The sequence below is a fragment of the Naasia lichenicola genome, assembly GCF_004801885.1.
Lineage (GTDB): Bacteria > Actinomycetota > Actinomycetes > Actinomycetales > Microbacteriaceae > Naasia > Naasia lichenicola.
On record NZ_SSSM01000001.1, the window covers coordinates 445,287 to 460,985 of the forward strand.

At 69.9% G+C, this 15,699-nt stretch carries 16 protein-coding genes; 9 read left to right on the top strand and 7 right to left on the bottom strand.

The features are described from left to right. Positions 1 to 22 precede the first annotated feature (22 nt). The 3 genes from E6C64_RS02090 (at position 23) to E6C64_RS02100 (ending at position 2,570) form a co-directional block, all read left to right on the top strand. Complete coding sequence (locus tag E6C64_RS02090; RefSeq protein WP_233255412.1) at positions 23 to 847, top strand: HNH endonuclease family protein; 825 nt, start codon at positions 23 to 25, stop codon at positions 845 to 847. 133 nt (positions 848 to 980) lie between these two features. Then, positions 981 to 1,397: a hypothetical protein gene (locus E6C64_RS02095; RefSeq protein ID WP_136425950.1), complete on the top strand. Its 417-nt coding sequence runs from the start codon at positions 981 to 983 to the stop codon at positions 1,395 to 1,397. 132 nt (positions 1,398 to 1,529) lie between these two features. Next, positions 1,530 to 2,570, top strand: a complete 1,041-nt coding sequence (locus E6C64_RS02100) for a DUF418 domain-containing protein (protein ID WP_136425951.1) — start codon at positions 1,530 to 1,532, stop codon at positions 2,568 to 2,570. Positions 2,571 to 2,621: 51 nt separating this feature from the next. On the opposite strand, the gene E6C64_RS02105 is transcribed toward E6C64_RS02100, so the two are convergent. The 5 genes from E6C64_RS02105 to E6C64_RS02125 all read right to left on the bottom strand — a co-directional run bounded on the left by E6C64_RS02105 (position 2,622) and on the right by E6C64_RS02125 (position 6,172). Beyond that, positions 2,622 to 3,116, bottom strand: a complete 495-nt coding sequence (locus E6C64_RS02105; RefSeq protein ID WP_136425952.1) for a DUF427 domain-containing protein — start codon at positions 3,114 to 3,116, stop codon at positions 2,622 to 2,624. Between the two features lie 61 nt (positions 3,117 to 3,177). Then, positions 3,178 to 3,615, bottom strand: coding sequence for an HhH-GDP family DNA glycosylase (locus tag E6C64_RS02110; protein ID WP_136425953.1), 438 nt, complete (start codon positions 3,613 to 3,615; stop codon positions 3,178 to 3,180). 49 nt (positions 3,616 to 3,664) lie between these two features. Then, positions 3,665 to 4,417: a dienelactone hydrolase family protein gene (locus E6C64_RS02115; protein WP_136425954.1), complete on the bottom strand. Its 753-nt coding sequence runs from the start codon at positions 4,415 to 4,417 to the stop codon at positions 3,665 to 3,667. Between the two features lie 29 nt (positions 4,418 to 4,446). Continuing rightward, positions 4,447 to 5,892, bottom strand: coding sequence for an MFS transporter (locus tag E6C64_RS02120; RefSeq protein ID WP_136425955.1), 1,446 nt, complete (start codon positions 5,890 to 5,892; stop codon positions 4,447 to 4,449). A 61-nt stretch (positions 5,893 to 5,953) separates the two neighbouring features. After that, the gene (locus tag E6C64_RS02125; protein WP_136425956.1) at positions 5,954 to 6,172 is read right to left on the bottom strand and encodes a hypothetical protein; all 219 of its coding nucleotides are present in this window, start codon (positions 6,170 to 6,172) and stop codon (positions 5,954 to 5,956) included. Between the two features lie 222 nt (positions 6,173 to 6,394). On the opposite strand from E6C64_RS02125, the gene E6C64_RS02130 reads away from it, so the two are divergent. Next, on the top strand, positions 6,395 to 7,219 hold the full coding sequence (locus E6C64_RS02130; protein WP_136425957.1) for a CPBP family intramembrane glutamic endopeptidase: 825 nt from the start codon (positions 6,395 to 6,397) through the stop codon (positions 7,217 to 7,219). A gap of 8 nt (positions 7,220 to 7,227) precedes the next feature. Here the strand turns inward: E6C64_RS02130 and E6C64_RS02135 are convergent, their stop codons facing one another. Next, positions 7,228 to 11,019: a TM0106 family RecB-like putative nuclease gene (locus E6C64_RS02135; RefSeq protein WP_332908211.1), complete on the bottom strand. Its 3,792-nt coding sequence runs from the start codon at positions 11,017 to 11,019 to the stop codon at positions 7,228 to 7,230. Positions 11,020 to 11,198: 179 nt separating this feature from the next. On the opposite strand from E6C64_RS02135, the gene E6C64_RS02140 reads away from it, so the two are divergent. Beyond that, positions 11,199 to 12,146, top strand: a complete 948-nt coding sequence (locus E6C64_RS02140; RefSeq protein ID WP_136425958.1) for an aldo/keto reductase — start codon at positions 11,199 to 11,201, stop codon at positions 12,144 to 12,146. Positions 12,147 to 12,301: 155 nt separating this feature from the next. Beyond that, a complete protein-coding gene (locus tag E6C64_RS02145; protein WP_136425959.1) occupies positions 12,302 to 12,781 on the top strand; it encodes a VOC family protein in 480 nt (159 codons plus the stop codon). A gap of 79 nt (positions 12,782 to 12,860) precedes the next feature. Here E6C64_RS02145 and E6C64_RS19185 read toward each other — a convergent pair whose 3' ends face one another. Continuing rightward, the gene (locus E6C64_RS19185; protein ID WP_199240933.1) at positions 12,861 to 13,043 is read right to left on the bottom strand and encodes a VOC family protein; all 183 of its coding nucleotides are present in this window, start codon (positions 13,041 to 13,043) and stop codon (positions 12,861 to 12,863) included. Between the two features lie 263 nt (positions 13,044 to 13,306). Between E6C64_RS19185 and E6C64_RS02155 the strand changes: the two genes are divergently transcribed. From E6C64_RS02155 to E6C64_RS02165, 3 genes are all read left to right on the top strand, one after another. After that, positions 13,307 to 14,350, top strand: a complete 1,044-nt coding sequence (locus tag E6C64_RS02155; protein ID WP_136425960.1) for an LLM class flavin-dependent oxidoreductase — start codon at positions 13,307 to 13,309, stop codon at positions 14,348 to 14,350. 68 nt (positions 14,351 to 14,418) lie between these two features. Then, the gene (locus tag E6C64_RS02160; protein WP_136425961.1) at positions 14,419 to 14,682 is read left to right on the top strand and encodes a hypothetical protein; all 264 of its coding nucleotides are present in this window, start codon (positions 14,419 to 14,421) and stop codon (positions 14,680 to 14,682) included. Between the two features lie 103 nt (positions 14,683 to 14,785). Next, entirely contained in the window at positions 14,786 to 15,643 is an 858-nt protein-coding gene (locus E6C64_RS02165; RefSeq protein ID WP_136425962.1) for an aldo/keto reductase, read from the top strand. The last annotated feature ends 56 nt before the right edge of the window (positions 15,644 to 15,699 follow it).

Consider the following 15,699-nt stretch of genomic DNA (forward strand, 5'->3'; position numbering starts at 1 on the left):
GATCGGAACTTAGCTTGACGCCGTGACCACAGTGAGTCGCTCGCGACGCCGCTCGCCGATGGCCGGCACCCCGGCCCTCAGTGCAGCCTTCGTCGTGCTGGCCGTCATCGCCGCCATCGCCTGGATGCTCAACGGTGCTCCCGCCCTGCCCGGCGCTGCCGCCGATCGGCCGGCCGCCAGCAGTTCGGACAGCACCGCCGCCAGCAGCACCGACAGCGCCGCTCAGAATGCTCCTGCCGGGACCGCGTCCTCCACCGCCACGGATCCGGCCGCCGGCGCGCCCGCACTGGACACCCCGCTGCTCGCGCAGATCGCCGCTCTGCCTGTGGCCGCGACGGCCTCGGTGGCCGGCTACGAGCGCGCGCAGTTCGGCGACGGCTGGAAGGATCCCGACCGCAACGGCTGCGACGCGCGCAACGACATCCTCGCTCGCGACCTGACCGCGGTCACCTTCAAGGCGGGCACCCGCGACTGCGTCGTCGCCACGGGCGAGCTCAAGGACCCGTACACCGCCACGACGATCGACTTCGTGCGCGGCAACGGCACCTCCGAGGCCGTCCAGATCGACCACATCGTGCCCCTGTCCTGGGCGTGGCAGCACGGCGCCGCGGGCTGGACCCCCGATCAGCGGCTCGCCTTCGCCAATGACCCGCTCAACCTGCTGGCAGTCGACGGTCCGACCAACGCCTCGAAGTCCGACTCCGGCCCAGCCGACTGGCTGCCCCCCGACGCCGCGTATCGGTGCGCCTACGCCGACCGGTTCGCCGATGTCCTGACGACCTACGCCATGGGCATCGACGACGCCGACCGAGCCGCACTCGTGGCGGTCGCCCAGACCTGCGTCTGATCGGCAGCATCCCGGCCGTCCGGGCCTCCGCGGACGGCGACTCCCGTTCGTCCCCAGGTCCATGGAGCTCGCTGTTCTGCACAGATCCGTCCGCTGGCCGCTATGCGTTCGTCTGGGTCCCCACCCTGGAAGGATGACACGCACTCCTCGCCCATCCGGCGTCGCCCTGACCACCGATTCCGCGCTTCAGGACTTCATCTCGAGCCTCGTCGGCCGCGCCGACTCGCACCGCTTCTGGATGATCTTCCTCGACGAGTTCCAGCGCCCGATGCGCGACATCATGCCCGTCGACGGCCTGCCCGACCGGCCGGAGGCTGACGACGCCGAGCGGATGGTCCCCATGTTCTGCGGCTGCTACGACGTGCTCGACGCCCACGCGATGGTGCTCGTGATCGAGCGTCGCGGGCAGCGCGCGGTCACGGACGACGACCGCCTGTGGGCGAGGACCCTGCATGCGGGCGCCGCGCTGGCGGGAGTGGAGCTTCGAGCGCTGCTGCTCGCCCATTCGACCGGGGTGCGCTGGCTCGCGCTCGACGACTACCTCCTCTGACGCGCCGTCTGCTCCCGGCGGAGACAGCGCCGCCATGCGCCAGGCGCCGGTGTCCACCCAGCGACCCCCTCCGTCTCGCCGTTACAGTGGCGCTTCGGAACGTGGCCCGGCGATGGCAAGCGAGGAGTGCGGATGGCGGATGCGCGACCTCACCCGCCCGGCATCCGAACGGCAGGCGACGGCGGCCGGATCGTCGGGGTGGACGTGGCGCGCGGCCTCGCGGTGATGGGCATGTTCGTCGCCCATCTCGTGCCCTCGGACTGGCCGGAGACGATCTCGGACGGGCGCTCCTCGGTGCTCTTCGCCACCCTCGCCGGGGTCTCGCTCGGCCTGATCAGCGGTGGATCCGCGCCGACCGAACGGCCCAGCCGAGCGTCCGTGCGGGTCTCCGTGCTGCTCCGAGCGCTGTTCCTCATCGCGCTCGGTCTGCTGCTGCGGACCTTCGACAGCGGGATCGCGATCATCCTCGACTCGTACGGTGCGTTCTACGTCGTGCTGGTGCCGCTGCTCTTCCTTCGTCGATCGGGCCTCGCCACTGTCGCCTTCGCGCTCGCTGCGCTCGCCACGGCGGTGCTGCCGGGGGTTCCCAGCAGCACCACCGAGGCGGTGGGTGGCGATCCGCTGCTCTTCCTGCCGTCCGACTGGTTCTACAGCGGCTACTACCCGGGGGTGCTCTGGATCGTCTACCTGCTCGTCGGGCTGATCGCCGCGTGCAGCGACCTGACCCGTCGAAGCACCCAGCTGCTCATGATCGGTGGAGGCGCCGTCGCGTCGACGATCGGCTACGGGGGAGCCGCCCTGCTCGGAACGGACGCCAGTGCGCACTCGGACACCGTCTGGGAGATGTTCGGCGCCGGCGGGCTCGCCGTCCTGGTGATCGGCGGGCTCACGCTGTCGACGACCGCACCCCGGATCGGGCCGGTCGCCCGCGCGATCGGCTGGCCCATCGGCGCGGTGGGGGCGATGCCGCTCACGATCTACACCGTGCAGATCGCGATCCTGGCCGTCTTCCGGCAGGTCTGGGCCGACGGCGGCGAGGACGGGGAGCGACTCGCCCTGCTCATCGCCCTGATCGCCGGCGCGATCGCCTTCGCGACGCTATGGCGGCGGTTCGCCGGACGCGGGCCGTTGGAGCGCCTCGTCTCCGCCGTCACCACGGTGTCCCGGCGCTGAACCGGGCGCTCGAGGGCATCGATGCCCGAGGGGTCAGACGTGAGCGATCGGCTACCAGCCCAGGGTGCCCGGCTCGCCCTTGAACGGGCCGACGACCCGAGACGTGATCCATCCGCCGTAGAAGCCGCCCGCCTGCGGCGTGACCTGCTCGCCGGCGACCTCGCACGAGTCGACGGCTGCGGGGTAGACGGCGACCCGATCGACGAGCTCCTCAAAGCCGGGGCTCGGAGTGGGATAGAACCAGGCCGCGCGATCCGCCCTGCGGCCGCCGCCGACGAGCGACAGATACCCGGCCGCGCCCTTGAATTCGCAGTACGAGGAGCCGGCGGCAGGCTGGAGGACTCCGGCCGCGAAGGCCGACCGGGGCAGGTAGTAGACCGGCGGATGGCTCGTCTCGAGCACGCGGACCGAATCGGTCGTGTCGGCGATGATCGTGTCGCCCATCCGCAGCACGATCCGCTCGTCACTCGGCTCGACGCGGGGCGGACGGGGGTAGTCCCAGACGGATTCCTGGCCGGCGGCGGGCTTCACGGGTGTCGGACGCATGAGGCGATCCTGCGCCACCCGGCTGGGAGTCGGGCCGGGTGCAGACCACCGTTCCTGCGGACTAGTGCGCGCTGCCGACGATCTCGGCCGGCACCTCGCGGAGGAAGATCTCGATGGTCTTCGGGCCGACGCCCTTCAGCTCATCGAGCTTCTTCTCCAGGTCGGCACGGGACTGCGCGTGCTTGACCAGCTCCGACACTGAGCCGTGGCTCTCGGCGATCGTGGCCATGGTCTCATGCAGGGCATCGGTCATCTGGTAGTCGAATCGCCCGTATCCGCCCTGATCGAGGATGTGCCGAAGGCCTTCCCGGTCGTGCTCGGCGAAGCGCTTCGGACTGGTGAGCCCTGCCTTCTCCAGCGCTCGGTACGTCTCGGCCGCCTGCTCCTGACGGATGGGCCGGCCGAACAGCATCGATGCCAGGAACCAGCGGTAGAGCGCCTCCGCGCCGCCCCCGGTCAGATCGATGCCGAGGTCTTCGGCCGTCGTCACCTTCGCCATGCTGATCTCCTCTTCCCGATTTGCAGCTGTCCTCTGCCGGCTCCTGCAGTCAATCCTGCGGGTCGAGGTGGGTATGGAAGAAGCCATCGATCCGCTCCCACGCGTCCCGCGCGGAGCCGGGCTCGGGGCCGACGCCGATGATCGCCTTCATGATCGGGCGGAGTGCCGCAGGCCCCGCCTCGGCCTCGTTGAGGAACGCATGGCCCGCCTCGGGGTACTCCTTGACGTCGTGCGGGATGTCGAGCGTGGTGAGGGTGCGCTCGAGCGTCGTGGCGATCCCGCGCTGCGTGACGTCCTTGCGGCCGTAGCTGGCGACCACGGGGCACGCGCCTGCGAGCGTGCCCTCGACGTCCTTGGGCAGGATGCCGTAGTTGACGGAAGCGGCGTCGAAGCCGTGGCCCGAGGCCGCGACGAGGGCGAAGCCGCCGCCCATGCAGAAGCCGATGAGCCCCATCCGCCCGCTGAAGTCGTCGCGCGCCGCGAGGAACCGACGAGCGGTCTCGACGTCGTCGAACGCCCTGCCGTGGCCGGCCGAGATCGCGCGGAAGGTCGCTGTGAGACACTTCCGGGTCGAGCCCGCCGTGTACAGATCGGGCATGAGGGTGAGGAAGCCGGCGGCGGTCATCCGCACCACCTGCCGCCGCATGACGTCGTCGAGGCCGAACGCCTCGTGCACCATCACCACGCCCGGCCATGGCCCCTCACCGGCAGGAATGCCGAGCACGCCGCGCAGCGCTGGGCTGGCGCCGGGGATCTCCGATGGCAGGTCGATGTCGATCAGGGTGGGCGAAGCGGTGGTCATTCGAACCTTTCGGGAGGCCGCGGCTCGATTCAGGCGGTTCCGGTCGCCGGAGCCGCGGACGAATCGGCGGATGAGGTGCCGGTGCCGCTCGACGCGGTGCCCGGGCTGGATTCGACGGTGGGCAGAGCCGTCGGCTGCGCCCGGCGGATGCCGATGAACGAGGCCACCGCGCCCAGCGCCATCAGGGCGGCGGCCACCAGCACGACACGATGGAAGCCGTCATAACCGAGTTGACCCCCCACGATGGTCCCCACGAAGGCGACCGCGATCAGGCCGGCGACGCGCGAGACAGCATTGTTGACCGCGGAGGCGATCCCCGAGTGAGCGGGCTCGATCGATCCGAGCACGGCGGCCGTCAGGGGCGAGACGGTGATCGACAGGCCGAGGCCGAAGAGCAGCATCCCCGGCAGGAGCTGGAGCCAGACATTGAACGGCTCCCGGACCGTGAGCATCACGAGGAATCCCGCCGTCGCGATCAGCGGGCCGACGGTCATGAAGATGCGCGACCCGTACCTGCCAGCCAGCGTGCCGATGGGGCCGGCGACGAACAGCGAGATCAGCGCGACCGGGAGCGAGATGAGGCCGGCCTGGATGGCGCTCAGGCCGATCACCTGCTGCACGAAGAGCGTGACCACCAGCGGACCGAGGGAGAGCGCCGAGTAGATGAAGGCCGTGGCGATGTTGCCGAAGGCGAAGTTGCGGACCGAGAACAGCTCGAGCGGCAGCATGGGATGAGCCGCCCTCCGCTCCCAGACGAGATACCCGGCGAAGCAGAGCAGGCCGACGATGAGAGGAAGGAACACCGCCGGGCTGTCCCAGCCGAGTCGGCCCTGCTCGATGAGGGCGAACACCGGTCCGCCGAGACCGAGCGCGACGAGCACTGCGCCGACGACATCGATCCGGTTCGGCGCGGACGTCCGCGCCGGATCGTGCACGCGTCGAAGGAAGAAGAGCGTGACGAGGATCGGCACGACATTGATGGCGAAGATCCACCGCCATCCGATGGTGTCCACGAGCACCCCGCCGAGGGTGGGTCCGGCGATGAAGGAGACGCCCGTCCAGGCGGTCCAGCGGCCGATCGCCTTCGCCTGCGCGACCCCCGAGAAGGTGGAGGTGATCAGCGCGAGCGAGCTCGGCACCAACAGCGCGGCGGCGAAGCCCTGCACGCCGCGGGCGCCGATGAGGAATCCCGCCGTCGGCGCGATCGCGCAGGCGAGCGACGCTGCGCCGAAGCCGATGAGGCCGACGAACAGCACCCGCACCCGACCGAACGAGTCCGAGATGGCTCCCGCGAGCAGGATGAGCGATCCGAGGGTGAGCAGATAGGCGTCGAGCGTCCACTGCTGGGTGACCACACCGCCGCCGAGCTCGTCGGTTATCGCGGGCAGGGCGACGTTGACGATGGAGCCGTCGAGGAAGCTGACGAAGGAGGCGAGGATCGCGACCAGGAGGACCGCGCGCTGCCTGCTGTCCACGCGTCCCCGATCCGATCCGTTCGCCTGTGCTCACACTATCCGTGAGCAGCGGGGCCGGAGGTCAGGAGACCGATGGCTCGGGGCTGGCGGAGTACTCGGACCATGCGCGCTCATACCGTGTGCGGTTCTCCTCGATGGACGTCTCGAAGTATCCGTCGAAGATCGGCTTGCCGCCCGAATCGGGGAAGTCGTCGAACTCGCCGACCTCCGTGGCGAACGCGCCGATCTCGTCTCCGCGGTCGGTCTGGTCCTTCAGCCCGTCGGGGAATGTCTGGGTCATGTTCGTCCTTTCGGCTTGTCACGAGCACCTGAGTGGAGCCCGTGACAAGCCAATCCCCGCTCGGGGTCGGAGGCAACCCGGATCAGGGGATCGCACTCATCTCCCAGGCACCGCCCAGCTGGTTCCGCTGGGAGCCGGACCCACCCCCAGATGTGGGGAGCGGGCACGAAGGCGGTCGCGGTGCGGGACATGCGCGCCCCGGCGACCCGGTAGACATGGGGCATGACGAGTGATGCCCTCTCGGCCGGAGTCTCGACCGTCGTCAGCAGATGGGCCGTCGCGCCGGCGACCGGCGTCGCGATCTCTGCAGTCCTGTTGTTCGCGGTCCACCTGCCGGTGCAAGGTCACCTGCTGCTCGTCGCCAGCGTCGCCGCGGCGTGGCCCGTCGGCCGTGAGTTCTTCAAGGATCTGCTGCTCGTCGGCGTCGGCCTGACGATCGCGGCGCTCATCACCCTGAAGGCGGATCTCAGCTGGTCGAACATGCTCTCCACCGGGGCGGTGCTCGCGCTCGCGGTGCTCGCGCCGTTCCTCGTCGACCGCAAGCTCTATCGGAATGAGACCATCCGCTTCCCGGTCCGCACCGGACGCCCCTGGTCGAGGATCGAGCGCATCTACCTCGGCGTGGCCCTGTTCCTCGCCTGGCTCATCCTGCCGTTCTACTTCCTGAATTCGGGGGTGTGGCAGAACTGGCCGGCCGCCGACTCACCCGAGGTGCTGGGCAAGCTGCTCATCGGAGTGATCGTCGTCGGGATCTGGGACGAGCTGTTCTTCGTCGCAACGATCTTCACCCTGCTGCGTCGTCATCTGCCCATGTGGCAGGCCAACCTGCTGCAGGCGGTGATCTTCATCTCGGTGCTCTGGGAGCTCGGCTACCGCGGCTGGGGCCCGCTCATCACCATCCCGTTCGCGATGCTCCAGGCCTGGATCTTCACCAAGACCAAGTCGCTCAGCTACGTGGTGAGTGTCCACCTGCTGTTCGACCTCGTGGTCTATCTGGTGCTGGTGCACGCCCACAATCCGGACTGGCTGCGCATCTTCCTCTACTGAGCCGCCATCTATCGGGTCGCGCCTGCCATGGCGCTCCCGACGAGGTCGACGTCCTCAGGGTCGGCGTCTTCAGGGTCCATGCGCTCGGCGGTGAGGCGCAGGAAGCCGCTGAGCTCGGACAGGCCCTCGGCGGTGTGCGGGAGGTACTCGCGCAGCGCGGGGGAGTGCACCAGGTAGGCCGCCCACTTCGCCCGGGAGATGCCGACGTTGAGTCGGTTCGGCATCAGCAGGAAATCGATCCCTCGCGGCACATCGTCGGCGGAGGATGCCGTGAGCGACACGATCGCCACGGCCGCCTCCCGTCCCTGGAACTTGTCCACGGTGCCGACCGTCGTCCCCTCGAGCCCCGCCTGATCGAGACGCTCACGGATCTTCGCGACCTGCGCGTTGTACGGGGCGACGACGATGATGTCCGACGCCGTCAGCGGCGAATCGACGCGGTCCTGCGACGGATCGGTCCACGCCCGCCCGAGGAGCGACTGCGCGATGGCGACGCAGCGGTCCGCCTCTTCGGGGGATTCGGTGGCGTTGCCCGTGGTCTCCACGGGCACCGCGTGCAGTCCCGGGCGAATGCCGTCGAGCCGCCGGTCGGTGGTCTCGGGGAGCTTCGAGCGCAGCGCGCCCTCGTACGACAGGTCGGAGACGGACCGGCACAGCTCGGGGTGCATCCGCCACGACTCCGCAAGGAAGTAGCCGAACTCCCGCGGCAGGACGTCGTGCCCGTCGGCGAGCCAGCCGAGCGCCGAGGTGTCGATCGGCTCGGGGTGCAGTCCCTGGCTGACCTGCGGCAGCTGCTGCGGATCGCCGAGCAGCAGGAGGTTGCGCGCGCTGACGCCCACAGCGATGGTGTTGGCGAGCGAGAACTGCCCCGCCTCGTCGATGACGAGGAGATCGAGCTCGCGACGCTGCACCCGCTTCGTGTTCGCGAAGTCCCAGGCGGTGCCGCCGATCACGCAGCCGCTGGCGGCGTGCGCCGCGAGGAACGCCGCGTGTCCGTCGGAACCCAGCGTCGTCCAGCCCGGGCCATCCGACGATGTGGGCGGCGAGTCCTTGGATGGCTTCTTGCCGACGAGTGCGGGGTCGATTCCGGTGGCGAGCGTGGCCGCGAGGACGTTCTCGACGACGGAGTGCGACTGCGCGACCACCCCGATCCGCCAGCCGTGCTCGACGACCAGGCGCGCGATCACCTGGGCGGCGACATAGGTCTTGCCGGATCCAGGGGGCCCCTGGACCGCGAGGTAGGAGTTGTCGAGGCTCAGCGCGCTGGCGACGATGGCATCGGCCGGCGGCACGAGCGGCCCGGTCTCGGCCAGCGCGCTGAACCGCGGCTTCAGGCGCGGGGGAGTGCGACGGAGGATGTCGAAGGTGGCATTCGCGGCATAGCCGGGGAGCGCGGCGCGCACCTGCTCACCCCACTCGAGGATGGCCGCGGCCTGCGCCCGAGGCGGCGGCGGCGAGGCGGGGGTGATGGCCATGGGCAGCTGCTGCCAGGTCTCGGTGCCCTTCTTGAGCTCGTCGATCACCACCTCGAACTCGCCATCGACCGACTCGACGGAGACGACGGAGGTCGACGGGTGATCGGGGCGGCGACCGGCGGGCAGCTCGTCCGCCCAGCTGGGGGCGGGTCGGTCGTACATCAGGAACGGGCGGTCGCCGGGCTCGAGCCTGCTGCCGGCCGCGAGCGCACCCCGCAGCCTGAGCCGGCGTCGCTCCTGCCGACCGGGCTCCTTGAACCATTCCCCGGTCACGCTCGACGTGTCGGAGTCGACGAGCAGGACGCCCCGCTGCTCCGCCCAGTCCTGAGGCTCGTCGAGCTGCCGGGCGAAGTGCTCCCACCAGTACGCCTTCTCCTCACGGCGGTGATACTCGATCGCGGCCGCCGCAAGGGCCAGCGCCTGCTCGTCCGGGGTGCGCCGCAGCGCGTCGACCGGGACCGACTCGAGCAGTGCGGCGTGCAGCGGCGTCTCGGCCAGCAGGGCGGGCGCGGCGGAGGCGATCGCCAGCTCGGCAAGGGCGCGGGACTCGGTGTCGATGGCCACGTGGTTCTCGCCGGCGCGGGCCAGCAGCCAGTCGCGCAGCCCGAGCGTGCTCGCGCAGTCGTATTCGTTGTAGTCGGCGATGGCCGCCAGCAGTCGATCTGCCTCGGCGAGATCCCCGCGCTCACGGGCGCGGGTGTATTCGACGTACTGCTCGATCGAGGCACCTGCGTCCTTGACCTCGCTCTCGCGCAGGCGGCTGCCCATGTAGAGCGGCTCGAGCTTCTTCAAGCTGTAGGAGGCCTTGGAGATGCGGATGCTCCGCTTGACGACCGGGTACAGGTCGACGAGCACATCGGCGGCGAGGAGGGCGTCGAGCTGCGCCTCGCCCACGCCGTGGCGGGCCGTCAGCTGCTGGAGGTGGGTGCGCTCGTAGCTGGCGTAGTGGTAGATGTGCAGATTCGGGTGGCGGCGCCGCCGCTCGGTGACGTAGTCGAGGAACGCCGTGAGCGCGGCCTTCTCCTCGTCGCGGTCGTGCGCCCAGAACGGCCGGAAATTCTCGACCCGTCCCGTGCGCTCGGCGCCATCATGGGCGGGGGCATCGTGGTCGACGACGCCGAACAGGTACTCGAGACCCCAGTCGCGGCCAGCCGCGTCGGACCACAGCGGGTCGCCCTCGAAGTCGAAGAAGATGTCGCCGGCATCGGGAGCGGGCAGGGCGCGCAGGGGAAGCGGGTTGTAGACCTCGTAGAGCACCGTGCCACCCGGCGCGGATTCGCCGCGGACCTGGAGCGCCGCCTGCGCACGCAGCGCCGCGAGCGGTCCAGAGCCGATGCCGTGCACGGCTCCCGTGCTGGACGCCAGCTCGTCGATGGTCGTGACCTGGACATCCGCCAGTCGAGCGCGCTGCGATGAGCGTGCGCCGGCCACCAAAAGCACGTCGCGGCGGGCATCGATCTCGACCTGGCAGGTCGCGCAGCGGCCGCAGGCCACGTAGCGGGAGTCTCCCCACTCCACGGCGGCGCCGGCGGCGAGACGATCGTCGAGCATCTCCTGCAATCGGGCTCGGCGGTGCTCGAAGGCGGGGAGCACGTCGGTGAGCCGATGGTCGGTGACGACGCCGTTGCCCAGCAGGAGGTGCACGACGGGGGAGACTCGGATCCCGAGCCGCTCGAGCTGCACAGCGTAGGCGGCGAGCTGCATGAGGGCTGTCACCTTGGCGCGGCGGGCCAGCTTGGTGTCCCACACCTCGTAGACGAATCCGGTGTTCGCGTGGGATGCGTCTTCCTCCGAGGCATCCGCGCCGGCACCCTCACCGGCACCGGCACCACCGGTCCGGATCAGGAAGTCGGCGAAGCCGACGAAGCGGCCGTCGAAGAAGGTGGCCTGGAACACGACGTCGGCTCCGTCGCGGAGCGCGTCCTGGGTGGCGGTGACGGCCGCCGCGAGCTGGGCGGCATCCCGCAGGTCGGGCCGATCGATCTCAGCGACCCCGCCAGGGGAGCCGGGCGTGTGCGCCCCGTGCAGCTCGAGAAGCCGGGCCAGCTCGCGCGCCTCGTGGGCGTCGCCGAGCCGGCCGGCGCGCGCGAGCATGGAGTCCTCCGGCTCCTCGACCGCCGGCACGCGACCGAGCTTGGCGTCGAGCGCACGCAGCAGCGCCCACTCGCACTTCGCGGCATTCGTGAGATCGGTGGCGCTGTAGATGACGGTGTCGATCCCGTCGTCCGCCCTGCTCAGATACATCGGCGATGCCCCCTCGTTCTCGGCGTCTGCTCGTTCGAGAAACTCCGCCTTCGAGAGACTCCGCCGCCGTGCCTCGACCATACGGGCAACCTCCGACAGTGCGGCGGGTCCGAACTGCACCCGTGACCCGTGGTCGGCGGATGCCTTCGACATCGAGGGGAATGCAGGGCCTCACTCCCTGTTGTCCCCTAGAGCGGCCACATCGGGGGACCGCGCGGCATCGTCTCACCCGGACGCCCGAACGATGAGGAGAACCCCACATGAGCAGCTCAACGCCCACGACCAGGATCGGCGACTCCGACCTCGCCGTCTTCCCGCTCTCCCTCGGCGGCAACGTCTTCGGGTGGACCGCGGACGAGCAGACCTCGTTCGACATCCTCGACGGCTTCGTGGCAGGGGGCGGCAACTTCGTCGACACCGCCGACGGCTACTCGGCCTGGGTTCCCGGCAACACGGGTGGGGACAGCGAGCGGATCATCGGCCGCTGGACCGCCTCCCGCGGCAACCGCGACGACGTCGTCATCGCCACCAAGGTCAGCCAGCACCCCGACTACAAGGGGCTCGCGCCCGACAACATCCGTGCGGCCGCGGACGCCTCGCTCGAGCGTCTGCAGACCGACCGGATCGACCTCTACTACGCCCACTTCGACGACGAGACGGTGCCGCTCGCCGACACGGTCGGCGCGCTCTCCGCGCTGGTCGACGCCGGCAAGGTTCGCTACATCGCGATCTCGAACTACAGCCCCGAGCGGATCGACGAGTGGTTCGCGGTCACCGAGGCGAACGGCCTGCACCGGGCGGTCGCCCTGCAGCCGCAGTACAACCTGGTCGAGCGCGACTTCGAGTCGGGCCTGCGCGAGCGCGCGGAGCGATATGGACTCGGCGTCGTGCCGTACTTCGCCCTGGCCAGCGGCTTCCTCACGGGCAAGTACCGCGAGGGTGTCTCCGTCGACAGCGTGCGTGCCGGATCGGCCGCCAAGTATCTCGACGCCCGCGGCACCGCAGTGCTCGCCGCGCTCGATGATGTCTCCGCCGCGCACGGCGCGAGCGTCACCAGCACCGCGCTCGCCTGGCTGCGTCAGCAGCCCACCGTGGTCGCGCCGATCGCCAGCGCTCGCACCGTCGACCAGCTGCCCGACCTGCTCGCCTCCGCCACGCTCGAGCTGAGCGCCGACGAGCTGGCCGCCCTCGACGCCGCCTCGCAGTAGCCCTCGGGTCGCGTTTCCGAGACCGCGCCCGAGGTCGTACCGCCTCGGGCGCGGGCACCGCTGACGCCGCTCGAGGACGTCCTCATCCTGTCCGACGCACTGGGTACGCTGGCGGCAGGGTCGCGACGGCGCGATCGATCAGCGAAAGGCGCGTCATGGTCTCGATCAGTCCGTTCCTCTGGTTCGACGACGAGGCGGAAGAGGCGGCGACGTTCTACGTCTCGCTCTTCCCCAACTCGACCCTCGGCGACATCTCCCGGGCGCCCTCCGGAGTCCCGGATGTGCGACCCGGCGCCGCGTTCCTGGTCTCCTTCACCCTCGATGGGATCCCGGTCCAGGCGCTCAATGCCGGCCCGCAGTTCCCCCACACGGAGGCGTTCTCCTTCTTCGTCGAGGTCGACAGCCAGGAGGAGATCGACCGCTACTGGGACGCGCTGATCGAAAACGGCGGACAGCCGAGCCAGTGCGGCTGGCTGAAGGACCGCTGGGGCCTGTCCTGGCAGATCGTGCCGCGGCAGCTGGGACAGCTGCAGTCGAGCCCCGATCGCGCCAGGGCGAACGCGGCGATGCAGGCGATGTTCGGCATGCAGAGGCTCGTCATCGCCGACCTTCAGGCGGCGTTCGACGCAGCCTGAACCGACGCAGCCAGACCCGACGCAGCCTGACCCGACGCAGGCCGATCCGACGGCTCATGGGCCGCGCGTGCGGCTCGAGTCAGCTGTTCGGGGTCCAGACCGCGAAGCGTCGACCGGCGGGATCCAGCAGGTGGGCGAACCGGATCTGGCCGTTGTCGATGAGCGGAATCGCTACGGTCGCGCCCAACTCGACCGCCTTCGCCACCGCCTCCGCCACATCGGCGACGTGCACGTAGAAGATCGCCCAGCTCGGCGAGCCCATCTCGCTGGTGTCCCACAGCCCGCCCGCCTGACCGTTGATGGCGGAATACGAGCCGGCCGTGCCATCGCCGAACTTTCAGTCGAACAGGCCGCCGTAGAACGCCTTCGCGCTCTCCGGATCCGGACCGCCGATCTCGAAGTAGTCCACCTCGTTCGCCATCGAAGCTCCATCCGTTTGCGCCGAGTCTCGTCTTGGCGGGCGTCCGGCGCAAGAGTCCGCGGGACTCGGGGAATATCCGCCCGCTCCGGACTGCTGAAGCCAGGGTGAAGCGCATCGGATTCCTCTCCTTCGGCCACTGGCAGCCCGTGCGCGGATCACTCGTGCACACGGCGGCGGATGCGCTGCTGCAGACCATCGAGCTGGCAGTCGCGGCGGAAGAGATCGGCGCCGACGGCGCGTATGTGCGCGTCCACCACTTCGCCCGGCAGTTCGCCTCGCCGTTCCCGCTGCTCGCCGCGATGGCAGCCCGCACGTCCAGGATCGAGCTCGGCACCGGCGTCATCGACATGCGGTACGAGAACCCGCTCTACATGGCCGAGGAGGCCGCGATCACCGATCTGATCAGCGGCCGGCGGCTGCAGCTCGGACTCAGCCGCGGCTCGCCCGAGACCGCCATCCGCGGCAGCGAGGCCTTCGGCTACGTTCCCGCCGAGGGGCGCACGGACGCCGATGATGCGCGCGAGAAGACCGAGGTGTTCCGCGCGGCGATCGCCGGCGCCGGCATTGCGCAGTCGAACCCGCAGATGACCGGCCGGTCCACGGCGCTCGCGATCACGCCGCAGTCCGATGGGCTGTCCGATCGCATCTGGTGGGGCTCCGGCACCCGGCAGACGGCGATCTGGGCCGCTCAGCAGGGCATGAACCTGATGAGTTCGACGCTCCTCACCGAAGACACGGGGGTTCCCTTCGACGAGCTGCAGGCCGAGCAGATAGAGCTCTACCGCGCGGCCTGGAACGAGGCCGGCTGGGCTCACACGCCTCGGGTGTCGGTCAGCCGCAGCATCCTGCCGATCGTGAACGACACCGACCGGATGTACTTCGGCGGCATGGAGGAGGAGGGCAGCGAGGACCAGGTCGGCCACCTCGACGGCGGTCTCGCCCGATTCGGCAAGACGTACGTCGGGGACCCGGACAGGATCGCGCGCGACCTCGCGAACGACGCTGCCGTGCAGGCGGCGGACACCGTGCTCATCACCGTGCCCAACCAGCTCGGCGTCGACTACAACGCCCACCTGCTCGAGACGATCGTGCAGCATGTCGCTCCGGCGGCCGGCTGGACAAGTGTCGAGGCGGCTTCCGCACGCTGATTGCAGGCCGCTGAAGCGAACGGGGGCGCGAACACCGCGCTCCCAAGCTGCGGTGCCACGATGAGCCCATGAGCGAATCACAGGGAATATCGGCCGCCGACACCGCCGGCGCTGCCAACACCACGGGTGGCTCCGGCGACCCCCACGTCCATTCCACCGGAGAGGGCACGACGGGCACCGACGACGAGAAGCGTCGCGGCCTCGAGGAGCAGATCGCCGCGGACGCCGCGATGGGCCACCTGAGCGGCACCGCGGAGGAGGAGCTCGCCCAGCGGAGCAAGGAGATCGACGACAACGCCGATCAGTCGGAGGACCAGACGCGTCTCAGCTGATCCGTCAAATCAGCACGCGTCATCACGGAATCACGCATACAGCACCACGCAGGACAGCATCCGATCCGGATCCTCATCGGTCCGGAAGAGCGAAGGGAAACAGATGAACAAGCGAGTGATCGGCGGCCAGGTCGTCAGCGCCATCGGACTCGGCGGCATGCCGATGTCCATCGAGGGACGGCCCAGCGAGGCCCAGTCCACCGAGACCATCCACGCCGCGCTCGACGCCGGCGTCACCTTCTTCGACACCGCGGATGCCTATCACTGGCATGCGGACGAGGTCGGCCACAACGAGACGCTGTTCGCGAAGGCGATCAGCAGCTGGTCCGGGGACACGACCGGCGTGCTCGTCGCGACCAAGGGCGGACACCTCCGACCGGGCGACGGCCGCTGGACCCAGAACGGGCACCCCGACTACCTGAAGGAGGCGGCCAAGGCCTCCCTCGCACGGCTCGGCGACGACGCGATCGGGCTCTACCAGTTCCACCGCCCCGACCCTGCCGTTCCCTATGCGGACTCGGTCGGCGCGCTGCGCGATCTGCTCGACGAGGGCGTCATCCGGATGGCCGGCATCTCCAACGCCTCGGTGGATCAGATCCGCGAGGCCCAGCAGGTGCTCGACGGCAACCTGGTCTCGGTTCAGAACCGGTTCTCGCCCTCCTTCCGCAGCAGCCAGTCCGAGCTCGAGTACGCGAACGAGATCGGCATCGCCTTCCTCCCGTGGAGCCCGCTCGGCGGCATCGGCAAGGCCGGCGAGCTCGGATCCAGCAACGACGCCTTCCAGCAGGTCGCCGACGCGCACGGCGTGAGCCCGCAGCAGGTCGCCCTCGCCTGGGAGCTGGCCCTCGCACCCGTCGTCGTGCCGATCCCCGGCGCCTCGAAGGCGCGCAGCATCCAGGACTCGGTGCTCGCCGCCGACCTGGTCCTGACCGACGACGAGCTTTCCGCCCTCTCGGCCTGAGTCCGCAGCGAGTTGCCCAGTTCTGCCGCCCGACACGCGTCTCAGGCGGCAGAACT